This window comes from Mycetocola sp. Y171 (assembly GCF_056713165.1).
This window is the reverse complement of the sequence record NZ_JBWYGX010000001.1, coordinates 930,546-944,923: the sequence shown is the minus strand read 5'-3', so window position 1 is coordinate 944,923 and position 14,378 is coordinate 930,546. Positions and strand designations below refer to the sequence as shown.

General features: G+C 66.4%; 18 protein-coding genes and 1 pseudogene. 12 read left to right on the top strand and 7 right to left on the bottom strand.

The genetic code is table 11. From position 1 onward, the window contains the following. The first annotated feature begins 26 nt into the window (after nucleotides 1-26). Entirely contained in the window at nucleotides 27-518 is a 492-nt protein-coding gene (locus tag AC1M2K_RS04470; RefSeq protein ID WP_480239991.1) for a MarR family winged helix-turn-helix transcriptional regulator, read from the top strand. A gap of 18 nt (nucleotides 519-536) precedes the next feature. Here the strand turns inward: AC1M2K_RS04470 and AC1M2K_RS04465 are convergent, their stop codons facing one another. After that, complete coding sequence (locus AC1M2K_RS04465; RefSeq protein WP_480239990.1) at nucleotides 537-722, bottom strand: hypothetical protein; 186 nt, start codon at nucleotides 720-722, stop codon at nucleotides 537-539. Nucleotides 723-879: 157 nt separating this feature from the next. Here AC1M2K_RS04465 and AC1M2K_RS04460 point away from each other — a divergent pair. The 3 genes and pseudogenes from AC1M2K_RS04460 to AC1M2K_RS04450 all read left to right on the top strand — a co-directional run. Next, nucleotides 880-1,764 (top strand): annotated as a pseudogene (locus AC1M2K_RS04460) (LLM class flavin-dependent oxidoreductase); the annotation flags it as partial. Nucleotides 1,765-1,815: 51 nt separating this feature from the next. Continuing rightward, on the top strand, nucleotides 1,816-2,289 hold the full coding sequence (locus AC1M2K_RS04455; RefSeq protein WP_480239989.1) for a MarR family winged helix-turn-helix transcriptional regulator: 474 nt from the start codon (nucleotides 1,816-1,818) through the stop codon (nucleotides 2,287-2,289). Further along, nucleotides 2,286-2,927, top strand: a complete 642-nt coding sequence (locus AC1M2K_RS04450; RefSeq protein ID WP_480239988.1) for a hypothetical protein — start codon at nucleotides 2,286-2,288, stop codon at nucleotides 2,925-2,927. Before AC1M2K_RS04455 ends, AC1M2K_RS04450 begins: the two co-directional genes overlap by 4 nt. Before the next feature lie 11 nt (nucleotides 2,928-2,938). Here AC1M2K_RS04450 and AC1M2K_RS04445 read toward each other — a convergent pair whose 3' ends face one another. Continuing rightward, nucleotides 2,939-3,721 carry an MBL fold metallo-hydrolase gene (locus tag AC1M2K_RS04445; protein WP_480239987.1) on the bottom strand — a complete coding sequence of 261 codons (783 nt, stop codon included), beginning with the start codon at nucleotides 3,719-3,721 and terminating at the stop codon, nucleotides 2,939-2,941. A gap of 186 nt (nucleotides 3,722-3,907) precedes the next feature. On the opposite strand from AC1M2K_RS04445, the gene AC1M2K_RS04440 reads away from it, so the two are divergent. Next, nucleotides 3,908-5,095 carry a TerC family protein gene (locus tag AC1M2K_RS04440; protein WP_480239986.1) on the top strand — a complete coding sequence of 396 codons (1,188 nt, stop codon included), beginning with the start codon at nucleotides 3,908-3,910 and terminating at the stop codon, nucleotides 5,093-5,095. A gap of 53 nt (nucleotides 5,096-5,148) precedes the next feature. Then, nucleotides 5,149-5,838: a hypothetical protein gene (locus AC1M2K_RS04435; protein ID WP_480239985.1), complete on the top strand. Its 690-nt coding sequence runs from the start codon at nucleotides 5,149-5,151 to the stop codon at nucleotides 5,836-5,838. Nucleotides 5,839-5,892: 54 nt separating this feature from the next. Here AC1M2K_RS04435 and AC1M2K_RS04430 read toward each other — a convergent pair whose 3' ends face one another. Continuing rightward, a complete protein-coding gene (locus AC1M2K_RS04430; protein WP_480238199.1) occupies nucleotides 5,893-6,498 on the bottom strand; it encodes a fasciclin domain-containing protein in 606 nt (201 codons plus the stop codon). Nucleotides 6,499-6,882: 384 nt separating this feature from the next. On the opposite strand from AC1M2K_RS04430, the gene AC1M2K_RS04425 reads away from it, so the two are divergent. From AC1M2K_RS04425 to AC1M2K_RS04415, 3 genes are all read left to right on the top strand, one after another. Then, the gene (locus AC1M2K_RS04425) at nucleotides 6,883-7,434 is read left to right on the top strand and encodes an RNA polymerase sigma factor (RefSeq protein WP_480239984.1); all 552 of its coding nucleotides are present in this window, start codon (nucleotides 6,883-6,885) and stop codon (nucleotides 7,432-7,434) included. After that, the gene (locus AC1M2K_RS04420) at nucleotides 7,418-8,182 is read left to right on the top strand and encodes an anti-sigma factor domain-containing protein (protein WP_480239983.1); all 765 of its coding nucleotides are present in this window, start codon (nucleotides 7,418-7,420) and stop codon (nucleotides 8,180-8,182) included. The genes AC1M2K_RS04425 and AC1M2K_RS04420 overlap by 17 nt, the downstream gene beginning before the upstream one ends. Before the next feature lie 91 nt (nucleotides 8,183-8,273). Next, nucleotides 8,274-9,257 carry an NAD-dependent epimerase/dehydratase family protein gene (locus tag AC1M2K_RS04415; RefSeq protein ID WP_480239982.1) on the top strand — a complete coding sequence of 328 codons (984 nt, stop codon included), beginning with the start codon at nucleotides 8,274-8,276 and terminating at the stop codon, nucleotides 9,255-9,257. Between the two features lie 12 nt (nucleotides 9,258-9,269). Here AC1M2K_RS04415 and AC1M2K_RS04410 read toward each other — a convergent pair whose 3' ends face one another. Together AC1M2K_RS04410 and AC1M2K_RS04405 are read right to left on the bottom strand one after the other, a co-directional pair. Further along, on the bottom strand, nucleotides 9,270-9,929 hold the full coding sequence (locus AC1M2K_RS04410; RefSeq protein ID WP_480239981.1) for a histidine phosphatase family protein: 660 nt from the start codon (nucleotides 9,927-9,929) through the stop codon (nucleotides 9,270-9,272). A gap of 53 nt (nucleotides 9,930-9,982) precedes the next feature. After that, nucleotides 9,983-11,572, bottom strand: a complete 1,590-nt coding sequence (locus tag AC1M2K_RS04405) for a Na+/H+ antiporter (RefSeq protein ID WP_480239980.1) — start codon at nucleotides 11,570-11,572, stop codon at nucleotides 9,983-9,985. Nucleotides 11,573-11,745: 173 nt separating this feature from the next. Here AC1M2K_RS04405 and AC1M2K_RS04400 point away from each other — a divergent pair, with 173 nt between their 5' ends. Together AC1M2K_RS04400 and AC1M2K_RS04395 are read left to right on the top strand one after the other, a co-directional pair. Then, nucleotides 11,746-12,012 carry a hypothetical protein gene (locus AC1M2K_RS04400; protein ID WP_480238193.1) on the top strand — a complete coding sequence of 89 codons (267 nt, stop codon included), beginning with the start codon at nucleotides 11,746-11,748 and terminating at the stop codon, nucleotides 12,010-12,012. Nucleotides 12,013-12,121: 109 nt separating this feature from the next. Next, complete coding sequence (locus AC1M2K_RS04395; protein ID WP_480239979.1) at nucleotides 12,122-13,003, top strand: DUF1206 domain-containing protein; 882 nt, start codon at nucleotides 12,122-12,124, stop codon at nucleotides 13,001-13,003. Between the two features lie 115 nt (nucleotides 13,004-13,118). On the opposite strand, the gene AC1M2K_RS04390 is transcribed toward AC1M2K_RS04395, so the two are convergent. Then, a complete protein-coding gene (locus AC1M2K_RS04390; RefSeq protein ID WP_480238191.1) occupies nucleotides 13,119-13,289 on the bottom strand; it encodes a CsbD family protein in 171 nt (56 codons plus the stop codon). Nucleotides 13,290-13,414: 125 nt separating this feature from the next. Further along, nucleotides 13,415-13,615, bottom strand: a complete 201-nt coding sequence (locus AC1M2K_RS04385; protein ID WP_480239978.1) for a hypothetical protein — start codon at nucleotides 13,613-13,615, stop codon at nucleotides 13,415-13,417. Nucleotides 13,616-13,733: 118 nt separating this feature from the next. Between AC1M2K_RS04385 and AC1M2K_RS04380 the strand changes: the two genes are divergently transcribed. Next, nucleotides 13,734-14,351 carry a flavodoxin family protein gene (locus tag AC1M2K_RS04380; RefSeq protein ID WP_480239977.1) on the top strand — a complete coding sequence of 206 codons (618 nt, stop codon included), beginning with the start codon at nucleotides 13,734-13,736 and terminating at the stop codon, nucleotides 14,349-14,351. Nucleotides 14,352-14,378 lie beyond the last annotated feature (27 nt).

The following is a 14,378-nucleotide window of genomic DNA, read 5'->3' as shown; positions in this document are numbered from 1 at the left end:
GCAACACCCTCGGTACGCTGAACAGCATGCGCGACGACGATGAAGTGGACCTGCTGGTCGACGCCAGGGCCGACCGCATCCCCGGCGTGGACTTCACGCCCCTGGATGTCATGTCGCGCCTGCGCCGTGTCGCGCTCCGGCTCAACGAACTCCGGGCGTCCGCCTTCCGTGGTGCCGAGCTCAGCAGCTGGGAGTTCGACGTCCTCGCCGCGCTCCGTCGTGCAGAGCCGCCGCACGAGATGAGCCCGATGGAGCTGTCGCGAGCGACCATGATCGGCACTGCGGCGATGACGAACCGGCTGGAGAACCTGGCTGCCCGCGACCTCATCGCCCGCAAGCCGAATCCGAACGACGGACGAAGCAATCTTGCACGGTTGACGCCTGCCGGGCTCGCGCGCGTGGACGCGGCCATGGTCGCCCTGGTCACGCTCGAGGCGGAGGAACTCGAGGTGCTGACCGCCCAGCAGCGTTCGCAGCTCGCGGATCTGCTCAGGCGCCTCGGAGGGTCTCAGCGGTAGAACGTCGGGCGGGTCGGGTCACAAACCCATGTTCTCCCAGGATGCTCCCTTATTGATGTCGTCCTGCACCGCAATGCGAGCTTCTGCACTTTCCGGGTCAGGCCGGGCGGGGTCCTGCGGGCCTCTCCACTCGGTGACTCGGCGGGAGATGACGATCGTGACCCAGGCGATGGCGCCGAGGGCGATGAGAGTGAACCAGTCCATGGCTTCTCCTTTTCGACGATTCTAGATCTGTTGCGGTAACCGGAACAGGGGTGAATATGTCCTCGTCGGGTGGCGGGCGGGGCGAGTTCTGTGCTCGAATGCAGCCATCGCCGTGTTAGTCCCAGCGGTGTCTCGATCGGCTCTGGGGAGGAGCGCGATGTACTACGGACACGAGCTGCACTTCGGCACGTTCATCACGCCGGGCAACAATCCGCCGGAGGTCGCCGTGGATCTCGGCATCCTCAGTGAGCAACTCGGCTTCGATCTCGTCACCTACCAGGACCATCCGTACCAACCGCGCTTTCTCGACACCTGGACGCTGCTGAGCTGGGTGGCTGCTCGGACCGAGCGCATCCACCTCGCACCGAACGTACTCAACCTGCCGATGCGTCAGCCGGCGGTCGCCGCACGTGCGGCCGCCAGCCTCGATCTCCTTTCGCACGGCCGGTTCGACCTCGGCCTCGGCGCCGGCGCATTCTGGGACGCTATCGAGGCGATGGGCGGGCGCCGGCTGGTCCCCGGTCAGGCGGTTGACGCCCTCGAAGAAGCGATCGACATCATCCGGGCGATCTGGGACGTCTCGGATCGCACGGTGCTCCGTACCGATGGTGAGTTCTACCGGCTCGACGGCGCCAAGAGGGGTCCGGTTCCCGCCCACGACATCCCGATCTGGCTGGGGGCATACAAACCGCGGATGCTGCGCCTCACCGGGCGGAAGGCCGACGGCTGGCTCCCCTCCCTCGGCACCATGACCCCGGGGGAGTTCGCGTCGGCGAACGCGATCATCGATGACGCGGCTCTCGAAGCGGGGCGCGACCCGCGCAGCATCCGTCGGCTCGCCAATGTTGGTGGCCGATTCACGGCTGACGTCGGCGGCTTTCTCGTCGGACCCGGCGAGAAGTGGGTGGACGACCTCCTGCCCTATGTTCTCGAGCACGGGGTCGGTACCGTCATCCTGGCCACGGACGACCCCGACGTGCTTCGCCGCTTCGCCGGTGAGGTCGCCCCGGCTGTGCGGGAGGCTGTCGCGCTCGAGCGAGCCGAGGAGTGACGAAAATAGTGAAGTAAGGTAACAATGTAGTAGGGTATCGATATGGCATCGACCGCACCGAACCCGCTTGACCTTCTCCTCGAGATCGGGGAACTGTTCCGCAGCGACATGGCGCGTGCCTTCGATGGGACCGCCCTGACAACGGCCAGGACGCACCTGCTCTGGGTGCTCGCAGGCCTCGGGCCGTCGACCCAGCAGTCACTCGCCGATGCGATGCAGGTCAGCGCCCGGAACATCACCGGACTGGTCGACGCACTCGAGGATGCCGGATTCGTGGCGCGCACGCCCCATCCCACCGACCGGCGGGCCACCATCGTTTCGCTCACCCAGACCGGTGAGACAACGATGAGCGACATGGCTCGTGAACACGCTGACCTCTCCAGCGAGCTACTGGAGGCGGTCTCCCCGGGCGACCGCGACGCCTTCGTGCGCGGGCTCGACGCGATCGCAGTCCGTCTGCGCGCCCTGATCCAGGCCCAGGCCGATGCCGATGCCGCGAAGGCGGGCGTGCGATGAGCACCGACACGGTCACGACTAACCGACGATCACCATTGGGCCGGGTCGTGTACATCGCCCGCCGTGCCTGGACCATGGAAATCGGGATCTGGCAGAGCCTCTACCGTTTCATCTTCCGGCGCCCGCGAGTGCCGAAGGGGGCGGTCGGCTTCAGCTACCACCAGCAGGTCTGGACGATCCTGATGATCTTCATCGGGCTCTCCGCCTTCGAGATCCCGATCCTCGACCTCATCGTCCACCGCTGGCCCGCCGTCAGGATCGCCTTCCTCGCCCTGGGCATCTGGGGCCTCACCTGGATGATCGGCCTGGCTCTCGGCTTCATCACCCGGCCACACGCCGTCGGGCCGGAGGGCATCCGTGTCCGTAGCGGAGCCGAGACCGACATCCCGCTGCCGTGGGACGACGTGGAATCGGTCAGTCTTGCCAGGCAGACAGACGAAGCGAAGGCGCCGAGGATCACGGTGGACGACGGCAGGCGCACACTGTGGATGCGGATGCAGAACGAGACGAACATCGAGGTCGCGTTGGAGCGCACCGTCCCGGTCCGGTTGCCGTCCGGTCCGGAGACCGTCGACGTGGTGCGGTTCTGGGTCGACGATCCGAAGGGCTTCCTGGCCGAGGTCCGCAAACACATCTGAACGCCAGGCGGTCAGGACGCCCCAACCGCCTTCGCGGCCTGAACCGCAGCGCGGATGCCGGCCATCCACGGCTCGCCGTGACCCGGAAGGACGATCATCGCGCCGGTCTCCGCGAGAGATGTCAGCGATGCCAGCGCCTGATCCGAGTTCGCCGTCGCGGCGCCGGCGATGATCTGGGCACCGCGGGCTCCCTTGTACGGGTCGAGGGTGACCAGCGCGTCCCCGGTGAGCAGAGCGTCACGGTCGGGAAAGTGCAGTGCGCAGTGTCCTGTGGTGTGCCCGGGCGTGAAGATCACGTTCGGCGAGCCCGGAACGTCGAGGATTCCGCTCTCTGGCAGAGTCATCACGTCGTCGACGCCTTTCACGGTGAGGGCGCCTGCAGCGGTCATCGCAGCGAGCACGCCAGCTGAACGCGGATACTTCAGCGGGTAGAGGAACGGCGTCCTCTCCCGTTGGTAGCGGTAGGGGTGCGCGGCAAGCCGGGAATCACCGGGGTGCACCCACACCGGCACGCGGGTCTCAGCGACTGCCCGTGCCGCGAAGCCGAGGTGGTCGAAATGGCCATGGGTCAGAACGAGAGCCTTGACGTCGATCAGGGATCGTCCGATCTCGCTGAGCGCAGTCAGCAGGTGCCGCCAGGTCGACGGAAAAGCCGCATCGACGATGGTGACAGACCCACCGTCGTCGATCAGGTAACAGTTCACGTATGCGTGCTCGATCCGGTGGATGCCAGGGGCCACGTCACGGGTCAGGGTCGCTCCCCGCCCTGACGGCTGTGCGCCTCGAGTGTTCATCAGGACCTCCGTTTCTCCTCTGTCAGGCGCGTCCACCGTAGACATGGCATCCGATCGAGACAAGGGGATTGCCATGGACAGGGGTACAGCGCTCCTGAACCGGCAGACGGGTACGCTAGGCGGACGAAGACAGCGGGACCCAGAGGCACACGCTCCCGCTGACGGTTGCTGCGAAGGGAATCGCCGATGGATGTTTCACCGCTGGTCTGGACCCTGACCGTCGTCTTCATCGTGGGGCTGCTCGCCTTCGACTTCTTCTTCCACGTACGCAAGGCGCACGTTCCGACGCTCAAGGAGGCGGCCATCTGGTCGTCGATCTACATCGGCATCGCCGTGCTGTTCGGGCTCGGGATCCTGATCATCGGCGGCCCTGGTCCCGGCTCGGAGTACTTCGCCGGGTACATCACCGAGAAGGCACTCTCGGTCGACAACCTCTTCGTCTTCCTCATCATCATGTCGAGCTTCCGCGTGCCCCGCGAAGATCAGCAGAAGGTGCTGCTCTTCGGCATCGTCTTCTCGCTGATCGCCCGCACCGGTTTCATCTTCCTCGGCGCAGCGCTGATCAACATGTTCGCGTGGGTGTTCTACTTCTTCGGCCTCATCCTGTTGCTCACGGCCGGGAACATGCTCAGGCCGAAGAAGGACGAGGCGGATGAGGCGGACAACGTCATCATCCGGCTGGCCAGGAAGTTCCTGCCGACGTCCCAGCACTATGACGGCGACAAGCTGTTCACCATTGAGAACGGCAAGCGGGTTCTCACCCCGATGCTCCTCGTCATGGTCGCCATCGGCGGCACCGACATCCTCTTCGCCCTCGACTCCATCCCGGCGATTTTCGGGCTCACGCAGGATGTCTTCATCGTGTTCACGGCCACAGCCTTCTCGTTGCTCGGCCTGCGCCAGCTCTTCTTCCTCATCGACGGACTGCTCGACCGCCTCGTCTATCTCTCCTACGGACTCGCGGCCATCCTCGCCTTCATCGGGGTCAAGCTCATACTCCATGCGCTCCACGAGAACAACCTCCCGTTCATCAACGGCGGCGAGCCCGTCCCCGTCGTCGAGATCAGCACCGGCCTGTCGCTCACGGTCATCCTCGGTGTGCTCATCGTCACCGTGATCGCCTCGATGGTGAGCCCGAAGGGGAAGGCGCATTCTGCGATCTCCGGTGCCCGCCGCCACGCGACGGAATACGTCGATCTCGAGTACACGGCCGACCAGGCCGAGCGCAACCGGATCTTCGCCAGGCTCGAGGCTGAGGAAGACGCGATCCGCAAGCTTCAGCCCAAGTACCGGCAGTGGGTCAGGGACGAGGAGGAGCTCATGGCCCTGCTGCAGCGGGCGCACGCGGAGCACGACGCATCCCTCTCGAAGTAGCCCACAGCAGTACCCCCTGTTGCACCGGCGTCTCGCTGGCGGAGAATGTCCGCATGGGCAGCCACAGCGCGGGCGCATCGTCGGGCGCACCCGATCCCCCCGATCCATCCCTCTCTGTTCGCGCGCAGCTGCTGGCGACAGAGCACTGGGGCCTGCTCGCTGCACGCGGCACGGCGCAGAGTGAGGTGCTTTCGCGGATCGCCATCCTCCTCACCCTCGTCTCCGCCGGTCTGGTCAGTCTGGCCCTCGTCGGCCAGGCGACCGACTTCTCGGATGCCTTCATCGCGTTCGCGATCGGCGTGCTGGCCTTCATCGCCATCGTCGGCGTGCTCACCCAGATCCGCGTGACCAACATCGGCATGGAGGACCTCATGTACGTCGTCGCCATGAACCGTCTCAGGGGCGCGTACGTCGAACTCGACCCGGCCGTCGAACGGATCCTCCTGGCCTCGCCGCATGACGACATGGCCGGGGTGCAGCAGACCTACTACTTCTTCAGCCCGAAGCGGAACCTCAGCCAGTTCTTCGGCAGCACGATGATGTTCATCCTCGTCATCAACGCGGCGTTGCTCGGACTCCTGGCCGCAGCGATCGCCATGGTGTTCACCGCGTCGACGCCGATCGCCGTCATCGTCGGACTCGCGGTCGGCGCCGCCTTCTTCGGCCTGAACTTCTGGGTGGGAAACCGGCAGTTCAGGGCGGCGCTCGCCGGCTACACGCCGGAGTACCCGACGCCGGTGTGACCGGAAGCGGGTGCCGGTCGACCGCAGTGGCGACCCGGCACCCGCTGTCTGCGGTCAGAGGGTGGCGGGAACCAGCACTCGATCGATTGTGTGAATGATGCCGTTGCTCGCCCTGATGTTGAGCCCACGCAGCACCAGCCGCGGGTCACGGAGCTGTGTGTTCTCGTCGCGAAGCGTGGTGAGCCGAACCTTCACGATTCCTCCGTTCGCCATGGTCAGCGATCGTGAGAAGAGAACCTTGACCGCACCGAGAGACCGGTCGGGCACCACGTGGTAGAGCAGCACGTTGCTGATCTGATCCAGCGTGAGCGCCGAGGTGATCGTCGTCAGCGCGGCCGCTTCGCTGGCCGGCGCCGCGCCCGTGAGGTCCGTGACGAGCCTCATGAACGCACGGTCGTTCGGGGCGAACACGGTGAACCGGCGGGACGTGTCGGCGAGGACCGGAGCCAACCCGGTGGCAACGACTGCCTGCACGAGGAGGTCGTAGTCGTACGGGTTGCTGTCGGGTGTTCCGCCGCCTGACGCGGCGACCGCGACATCGACGATCGAACCGACGGGCGCCGGTGTCGAGCCGTGGGCGGTCGCTGGTGTGACCGGCCCCACGAGGATCAACGCTGCGGCCGCAGCGGTGATGGCGAGGAACGTGTTCTTCTTTTTCATGTTCGGCACTCCTTTGTCATGGCATATGCATGCCTTCGAATGGGTGCCTCCCGCGAGGGAGTCTACGACGAAAGTTCTCACGGGCACCATCCCCGACTTTTTTTCGGGAAAGTGCATCCAAACAGGACCTGACGGCGGAAGTGACTGTGAGAGCGCGGATGCGTCCGCCGGGTCCTGGTTGGGTGCCTCCGTCCTGGGCCCCGTCGGCGCATCCCGCCCTCGAATGACGCCAGTGCGAGATCCGCCAGGGGTCGGAGTAAGGCGACGATCCGATGAATGGTCGAGAGTATGCTTGACGGCGCTGCTCCGCAGATGACGCCGATGCGACGCCCGTCGCCCCGGAGGTCTGCCCCGCTGCCCCTGATCGAGAGGTCGCACAGTGACGTGACGGATCACGACGATGCGGACATCGCCGCGCGATTCAGCGCGGGTGATGAAAAGGCGATCGCGGACGCCTACGCGCGCTGGTCAGGTGTCGTGTTTTCCCTTGCCCGACGAACGCTCGGGGTCGAAGCGGACGCCGAGGACGTCACGCAGCAGGTGTTCATCTCTGCCTGGCGAGGGCGTGGAACGTTCGACGCAGCGAAGGGACCATTCGGTGCCTGGCTGGTCGGGATCACACGACGCCGGATAGCAGACACGCTCGAGGCGCGCACCCGGGTGCGTCGGATAGAGGAGAGTTGGGCCGAGGCATTCGCCGATGATGTCCAGCCCGACGTCGCAGTCGTGGCCGAACGGTTGATGATGGTCGATGAGCTGGACCGTCTGGACCCCGAGGCCCGGAGGGTCATGGCGCTCAAGTTCTACGGCGATCTGACCCAGGCGGAGATCGCCGACTCGACGGGCATCCCGCTGGGAACGGTCAAGAGTCACATCCGGCGAAGCCTCGTGAGGCTGCGACGACGATTGGAGGAGGTCGATGATGCATCTCGATGACGAGGATCTCGTCCTTTTCTCCCTCGGCGAGGCAACTCCTGATGCCGCTGCGCGCGAGCATCTCCTCACCTGTTCCCGATGCGAGGCTGAGCTGGTCGCTTTGACCAGGGTGGCGGGGATCGGTCGCACGCTTCGCGACGTGGAGCTGGACACCGCGCCTTCTTCCGTGTGGGAGGGCATCCACTCCGAACTCGGACTATCACCTGAACTCGGCGACGTGCCTCAGGACCGTGAGCGGCCGCCCGTGGACGGGCAGACTCGTCCTGAGCATTCCGGCAGATCGATGAAGCGTGTCGGACGCGCGCGCCGCCCGGTGAGGCGGCGGGCGCTTACGGGGCTCATCGCCGCAGCGGCGCTCGTGATCGGGCTTCTCGCTGGGACTGCGGGAACATTGCTGCTCTTGCGCCCAGACGAACCGCGTCTCCTTGCCGAGGCCGAGCTCGAACCCTTCCCCGATTGGCCGGCCTCCGGTTCGGCCCGGGTCGAAGAAGACGCGTCAGGGGAGCGGCGCATCGTCGTCGACATGTCCGCCCCGAGCGGCGGTTTGCGGGAGGTGTGGTTGCTGGATCCGGAGACGTCTGGACTGATCAGCCTCGGCTTGCTCAGCGGCGAAACCGGCACGTTCCTCATCCCGGCCGACATCGACCTTGTGCGTTATTCGGTGATCGACGTCTCCGAGGAACCTGACGACGGCGATCCCGCCCACTCCGGTGACTCGATCGTACGCGGCGATCTGCGCAGCACCTGAGCGTGCCGGATTCGCGGTGACGGGCAGATGGAGACAACGCTGCTGACGTAGGCTCGTGCCCAACTCACCCGCCAACGGAAGGAACCCCAGGATGTCACGGATCATCGTCATCGGAGCGACAGGTCACGTCGGGGGATACCTCGTTCCCCGGCTCGTCCGGGCAGGCCACGACGTGGTCGCTGTGAGTCGAGGTCGGCGTGCGCCGTACCGCGAGGATTCCGCGTGGGCACGGGTGACGCGGGTGGAACTCGACCGTGAAGCCGGCGACGCCGACGGGTCGTTCGCCGGCGCGATCGCCGACCTCGGAGCAGACGTCGTCATCGACATGATGTGCTTCACCGAGGACTCGGCACGGCAGCTCGTCGACGCACTCCGCGGCCGGGTGGACCAGCTCGTGAGTGCCGGGACGATCTGGGTTCACGGCCCGGCGGTCGCTGTGCCGGTGACCGAAGCGGATGAGCGACGACCGTTCGGGGAGTACGGCGTCGGCAAAGCCGCGATCGAGAGGCTCCTCGCCGCCGAGTCAGAGCGGCCGGGCGGAATCCGTTCCACCGTCCTGCACCCCGGCCACATCAGCGGACCGGGCTGGCCGATGGTCAACGCCGCAGGCAATTTCGACCTCGGCGTCTGGGAGACGCTGGCCGCGGGTTCGCCACTGACGCTGCCCAACCTCGGACTGGAGACCGTACACCACGTGCACGCCGACGACGTCGCCCAGTGTTTCCAGCTGGCGGTCGAGCGACCAGACGTCGCCGCCGGGAAGAGCTATCACGTCGTCTCCGAACGTGCGATGACCCTGCGCGGGATCGCTGAGACGGCCGCCGCCTGGTTCGGTCAGGAGGCCGACCTCGACTACCTGCCACTCGACCAGTTCCTCGCCGGTCTTCCGGCCGAGCACGCAGAGGCCTCGTACGAGCACATCAGCAGGAGCCCGTCGATGAGCATCGCTGCCGCGGTCTCCGACCTCGGCTATGCGCCGCGCTACACCTCAGCCGCTGCGATCGCCGATGGCCTCGAGTGGCTCATCGCTGATGGTCAGATCGACACAGGAGGCAGGTCTCTCCGGGCTGTGTGAGGCCGGTGCGGCTCAGCCGAGGGCTTCACCGGTCGGGTCGTCTGCCGTGGCGTCGCGCAACTCCACGCCGCCGATCGGTTCGCCGTCCCATTCCTCGACGACCCAGCCGTCGGCGACACTGCCACGCATGATCACGACACCGGTGTTCGAGAGAGCGCGCGAGGCGGCGTAGTCGACATCGACGTTCCGGCCGCGAGCCCCGGCCCAGGTGCGGATGGCCGCACCGTGGCTGACAACGGCGACCGTGCCGTCGTGCTCTGTGCCGATCGCGTCGACTGCAGCGTCGAACCGACCGAAGAAGTCATGTCCGTTCGGTCCGCCTGGCATCGCCAGACCGAGGTCGCCCGCTGCCCACGAGAACACCGTGTCGAGGTACCGCAGGGCGGCCTTATGGCTGCTGAGGCCTTCGAGGTCGCTGGCCTCGATCTCGTGGATGCCGTCGATCACCCGGCTTTCCAGCGCACGGTCTCGCGCCAGGGGCGCAGCGGTGAGTTGCGTGCGCAGCAGCGTCGAAACGAAGATGGCGTCGATCGCCTCCGAGCGCAGGGCGTCGGGAACCGCCTCGGCCTGCCGTTGGCCCAGGGCGGTGAGGCCTGGGCCGGGGTGAGCCGTGTCCAGCTGGCCGAGCACATTGGCGGGCGTCTGGCCGTGACGGATGAACAGGATTCTCATAGACCACCAAGCCTACGCACGCCGGCCGGTGACGCGGCATCCGTCTCGGCGGATCAGGTCAGTTCAGAACCCGGTTTCTTCGGGGCGCTGGCCTTGAGCGCGGTCTCCTCGGCATCGATCGAGGCGAGTGCGGCACGGACCGCGTGCTCCTGGTACCTGCGCTCGGAGCGTGCCGTCAGCACGGCATCCCGCTCGGCCGCGAGCATCAGCCTCCGCAGGCGCCGGTAGGTCGCAGGGAGCGGCTCCGACCCGTCAGCGGCCGGCCGGTCGAGGGCGTCCGCGAGGAAGCGGGCGTTGGTGCGGAGCCGCTCGACCACGCGTTCCTCATCGGTTTCCACCAACTCTTCGTCCAGTCGAAGCACCCCTGCGGTCTGCGCCTCGGCCATCAGCCGTTGCGTCTCAATCCCTTCCTGGTCGAAGTCGGGAGAGGGCAGCGCGAGCCTGCGGATGATCCAGGGGAGGGCGAGTCCGGCGACGAGCGACCCGACCACGATCACGAAGGCGAGGAACTGGAGGAACTCGCGGTTCGGGATCTCCTCGGGCAGCAGGAAGACGGCGGCGAGCGTGACGACGCCGCGGATGCCGGCGAAGGCGACGACGATGCTCGTCGACCAGGTCCAGCCGCGCTCCCTCAACCGGGCCGGGCCGTTTCGGTAGACGATCGTGGCCACCGCGATCCAGGCGAACCGGGCGAAACCGAGGGCGAGGAAGATGGCAACGCTGATGAAGACGGTCTGCCACAGGCCAGGGCCACTCTTCACCGCACCGTCGAGGATGCCTGCGAGGTTCAGCCCGATGAAGAGGAAGACGGCGTTCTCGAGCAGGAACTGGATCGTCTTCCAGTTGACGGACTCCGCGATCCGGGCTTCGGCCGACTGGATCGCCGGCGACCGGTAGCCGAGGTAGAGGCCGGCGACGACGACGGCGAGGACGCCGGAGCCGTGGATCTTTTCCGCGAGGAGGAAGGCGACGAACGGTGTGATGAGCGAGAGGCTCGTGTCGAGAACCGGCGCGTGCACGTACTTTCTGACGGCCGCGAGGGCGAAGCCGACGGCGAGCCCGACGGCCACGCCTCCGATCACGGCGACGACGAAGTCGGTGGCGATCTCCAGCGGGGTGACGACGCTCACGACCGCGGCGATCGAGGCGTTGAGGGCGACAAGGGCCGTGGCGTCGTTGAGCAGGCTCTCCCCCTCGAGCACGGTGACGGCCCGGCGCGGGAGGCCGACCCGTCCGGCGATGGCGGTGACGGCGACGGCATCCGTCGGCGCGACGACGGCGCCGAACGCGAAGGCCGCCGCGAGGGTGATTGCGGGCACGACCCACCAGGTGGTCAGTCCGACCACGACGACGGTGAATGCGACGAGGCCGACGGACAGCAGCAGGATGCTGTCGCCACGGGCTCGCACGTCGATCAGCGACGTGCGGATGGCCGCAGCGAACAGCAGGGGTGGCAGCAGCCCGTACAGCACGAGGTCGGGTTCGATTTCGATCGCCGGGATGCCAGGGATGAACGAGACGAGCGCGCCGACGCCGACGAGGGCGACAGGCGCAGACCACCCGATCTTGCGCGACAGACCGGTGACGGCCACGGTGACGATGACGAACGAGACGATCCACGCGATGCCGGCAATGGGATCCATTGATCCTCCAGGGTGTCGGGAAACAGTCTTGACGGTCGGTGCCGGTGGCGCAAGGAAATCGCGCGTGCTCACGAGAAGTAACGCCGCAGGCATCCGGAAATTCCGTTCTTGGCGTGTCGTGATAATGCGTCTAAGCTTCCTTAACATTCGAACATACCTACGAATGAGGCATCATGGACACATCGACGGATCGAACCGCAACGATCTGGACGGACGGGACCCGCCCGTTGCGGATGTACTGGCGTGACCGGCGCTGGCGCGTCTCAGACACCCCGACCGGGCTCTTCGGAGAACCCGAGTACCTGCATCCGCTGATGACCCACTCCCCGCTTGTGCGTATCGGCTGGCGGTTCCAGGCCACAGACGAGTCGGGAGAGTCCGTCGTCGTAGACGCCGTGCACACCGAGACCGAATGGGTGATCGTCCGCACGTACCAGTGAGAGGCGGATGCGGCCGAGCGGTAAGCGGTGGCACGGGAACCTTTCTAGGATGAAGGCGTGACACCAGCATCCGAACCGCGTCGCCGCGACATTCCGCAGGCGGTGACCCGTGGCGCAGTCGACTGAGACCGAGGCGCACCGGTCCTGGCGCAAACGCGATGAGGTGAAGGACGCGGCGCGGCGCGCGAACCGCCACCCCAAGGTCCGCGGATTCGGCCGTGCCGGCCTCATCGCCAACGGTGTCATCCACGTGCTCATCGGCTGCATCGGAATCAGCGTCGCCTGGGGAAGCAGGGGAGACGTCGACCAATCAGGCGCACTGCGCACTGTGTCGGACACCCCCGGCGGTGTCTTCCTGCTGTGGGCCGCAACGATCGCCCTGTTCGGCCTCGCCGTGCTGCAATGGACGGAGGCGGCGCAGGTCGAGTCGAAGAAGCGCCGTCTCGTCGTCATGCGCCGGATAACGAACGTCGCAAAGGCTGTGGGCTATGCGGCCATCGGCGTCGTGGTCGGCTTCTACGCGCTCGGCGGACGATCGGATGCCTCGGAGACGTGGCAGGGGTTCAGCACGACCCTGCTCGGCACCCCGGGGGGCGTGTTCGTCCTTGCCGCGGTCGGAGTGCTCGTGGGAACGGTCGGCGGCACGCTCGTTTTCCGCGGCGTGACGAGGAACTTCCGGGAGGAGCTGAAACCGCTCGACGGCATCCTCTCCGTCGGGATCGACGTACTGGGGGTCGTCGGTCACGTCGCGAAGGGCCTCGCACTCGCCGTCGCCGGCATCCTGTTCTTGGCATCCGCAGCCTTCACCGACCCGGGACCCGCCCGCGGTCTCGATGGCGCTCTCAAATGGGTGGGGACCCTCCCCATCGGTGGCCCTCTGCTGCTCGTCCTGGTCGCGAGCGGGTTCATCGCGTACGGCCTCTACCTGTTCGCCCGCGCCAGGTTCCTGCGCAAGGGGCCGATGGTGGTCACGTCGGTGAACGAACGCTGACGAGTCCCCGGCGGCTTGACACGCCGTGAAGGCCCGAAGCCCGAAATCGTCCGCTTAACGAGAAGTGGCCCGGTCTCCGCAAAGGCAGCGGAGCCGAGCCACAGGGGTGAGGGCGTTACTTGAACGCATCCTTCACATGCTCGCCGGCCTGCTTGAGGTTGGCTTTGGCCTGGTCGGACTGACCCTCGGCTTCAAGTCGATCGTTATCGGTCGCTTTGCCGGCGCCTTCTTTCGCCTTCCCAGCAGCTTCTTCAGCGGCGTTGCCGATTTTATCTCCGAGTCCCATGTGGTCCCTCGCTTTCTGTGGTGGCGACCCGCGGAAATCCGCGGCCGAACTCACTCAGGCTACGGAGCGGGTCGCAGCACGCTCAAGGCCTTGACAACCCGCGCGGCCGAGCTCACTCGCCGTCGCTAGAGATCAGGGTGACGGAACCGGTCGTCGGCGAGTTGAGTCGAATCGCTCGAGGGGTCGAGTGGCGGGATGCGGTCGTCACCGTCCGTCTCCGGACCAGCCGAGGCATCCTGAGCCGTGCCGCCACCGGTCGCAGTGCTGCCCGGTCCGATCAGGGCGTCATCCGGGGCGTTCTCGTTGTCGTCGAGTGGGTTGCTCATTGGATCTCCTCTGGTCGGAGGCCCATTCTGCACGGCGGTGTCGACCGGGTCAAGTCGCGCATCCACGCCGGGAGCGCAAGGCCTTGACCGGAAATTCCCGCATCGTTTCACTGGTCCGATGACCCGAACAACTCTCTCCGCCTTCGCCCTCGTCTGCACCCTCACCCCCTCGCCTGAACCATCGAGCAGCGACCTGCTCGCCGACCAATTCCTTGAGGCACTTGCCGGACACGGCGTCGCCGTGGACAAGGTCCGTGTCGTCGATCACGACGTCAAACCCGGGGTGAAGACAGACATGGGCGATGGTGACGCTTGGCCCGCCATCCGCGAGAAGGTCCTCGCCGCAGACATCCTCCTCGTCAGCACGCCGACCTGGGCGGGTCACATGTCGAGCGTCGCATCACGCGTGGTCGAGCGCCTGGATGCCGAACTCTCGGAGACGGATGCCGACGGCCGGCCCATCCTCTACGACAAGGTTGCCCTCGTCGCCGTCGTCGGCAACGAGGATGGCGCCCACAAGATCAGCGCCGACCTGTTCCAGGCACTCAACGACTACGGCTACACGATCCCGGCCCAGGGGGTTTCCTACTGGAACGGTGAAGCGATGCACACCACCGACTACATGGAACTCGGCAGTACCCCGGACGAAACGGCATCCGCAACATCCGCCGCCGTCGCGAACGCCGTCCACCTCGCGCGGTTGCTCAAGTCGGGCAGCTACCCACAACCGGCCTAGGCGGCTATCCGCGCATTGGGGCGCGGA

Excerpts from the sequence above, each read along its gene's own strand:
- AC1M2K_RS04470 (WP_480239991.1), top strand. The coding sequence starts at position 27 with ATGCGCGACGACGATGAAGTGGACCTGCTGGTCGACGCCAGGGCCGAC.
- AC1M2K_RS04465 (WP_480239990.1), bottom strand. The coding sequence starts at position 722 with ATGGACTGGTTCACTCTCATCGCCCTCGGCGCCATCGCCTGGGTCACG.
- AC1M2K_RS04455 (WP_480239989.1), top strand. The coding sequence starts at position 1,816 with ATGGCATCGACCGCACCGAACCCGCTTGACCTTCTCCTCGAGATCGGG.
- AC1M2K_RS04450 (WP_480239988.1), top strand. The coding sequence starts at position 2,286 with ATGAGCACCGACACGGTCACGACTAACCGACGATCACCATTGGGCCGG.
- AC1M2K_RS04445 (WP_480239987.1), bottom strand. The coding sequence starts at position 3,721 with ATGAACACTCGAGGCGCACAGCCGTCAGGGCGGGGAGCGACCCTGACC.
- AC1M2K_RS04440 (WP_480239986.1), top strand. The coding sequence starts at position 3,908 with ATGGATGTTTCACCGCTGGTCTGGACCCTGACCGTCGTCTTCATCGTG.
- AC1M2K_RS04435 (WP_480239985.1), top strand. The coding sequence starts at position 5,149 with ATGGGCAGCCACAGCGCGGGCGCATCGTCGGGCGCACCCGATCCCCCC.
- AC1M2K_RS04430 (WP_480238199.1), bottom strand. The coding sequence starts at position 6,498 with ATGAAAAAGAAGAACACGTTCCTCGCCATCACCGCTGCGGCCGCAGCG.
- AC1M2K_RS04420 (WP_480239983.1), top strand. The coding sequence starts at position 7,418 with ATGATGCATCTCGATGACGAGGATCTCGTCCTTTTCTCCCTCGGCGAG.
- AC1M2K_RS04415 (WP_480239982.1), top strand. The coding sequence starts at position 8,274 with ATGTCACGGATCATCGTCATCGGAGCGACAGGTCACGTCGGGGGATAC.
- AC1M2K_RS04410 (WP_480239981.1), bottom strand. The coding sequence starts at position 9,929 with ATGAGAATCCTGTTCATCCGTCACGGCCAGACGCCCGCCAATGTGCTC.
- AC1M2K_RS04405 (WP_480239980.1), bottom strand. The coding sequence starts at position 11,572 with ATGGATCCCATTGCCGGCATCGCGTGGATCGTCTCGTTCGTCATCGTC.
- AC1M2K_RS04400 (WP_480238193.1), top strand. The coding sequence starts at position 11,746 with ATGGACACATCGACGGATCGAACCGCAACGATCTGGACGGACGGGACC.
- AC1M2K_RS04390 (WP_480238191.1), bottom strand. The coding sequence starts at position 13,289 with ATGGGACTCGGAGATAAAATCGGCAACGCCGCTGAAGAAGCTGCTGGG.
- AC1M2K_RS04385 (WP_480239978.1), bottom strand. The coding sequence starts at position 13,615 with ATGAGCAACCCACTCGACGACAACGAGAACGCCCCGGATGACGCCCTG.
- AC1M2K_RS04380 (WP_480239977.1), top strand. The coding sequence starts at position 13,734 with ATGACCCGAACAACTCTCTCCGCCTTCGCCCTCGTCTGCACCCTCACC.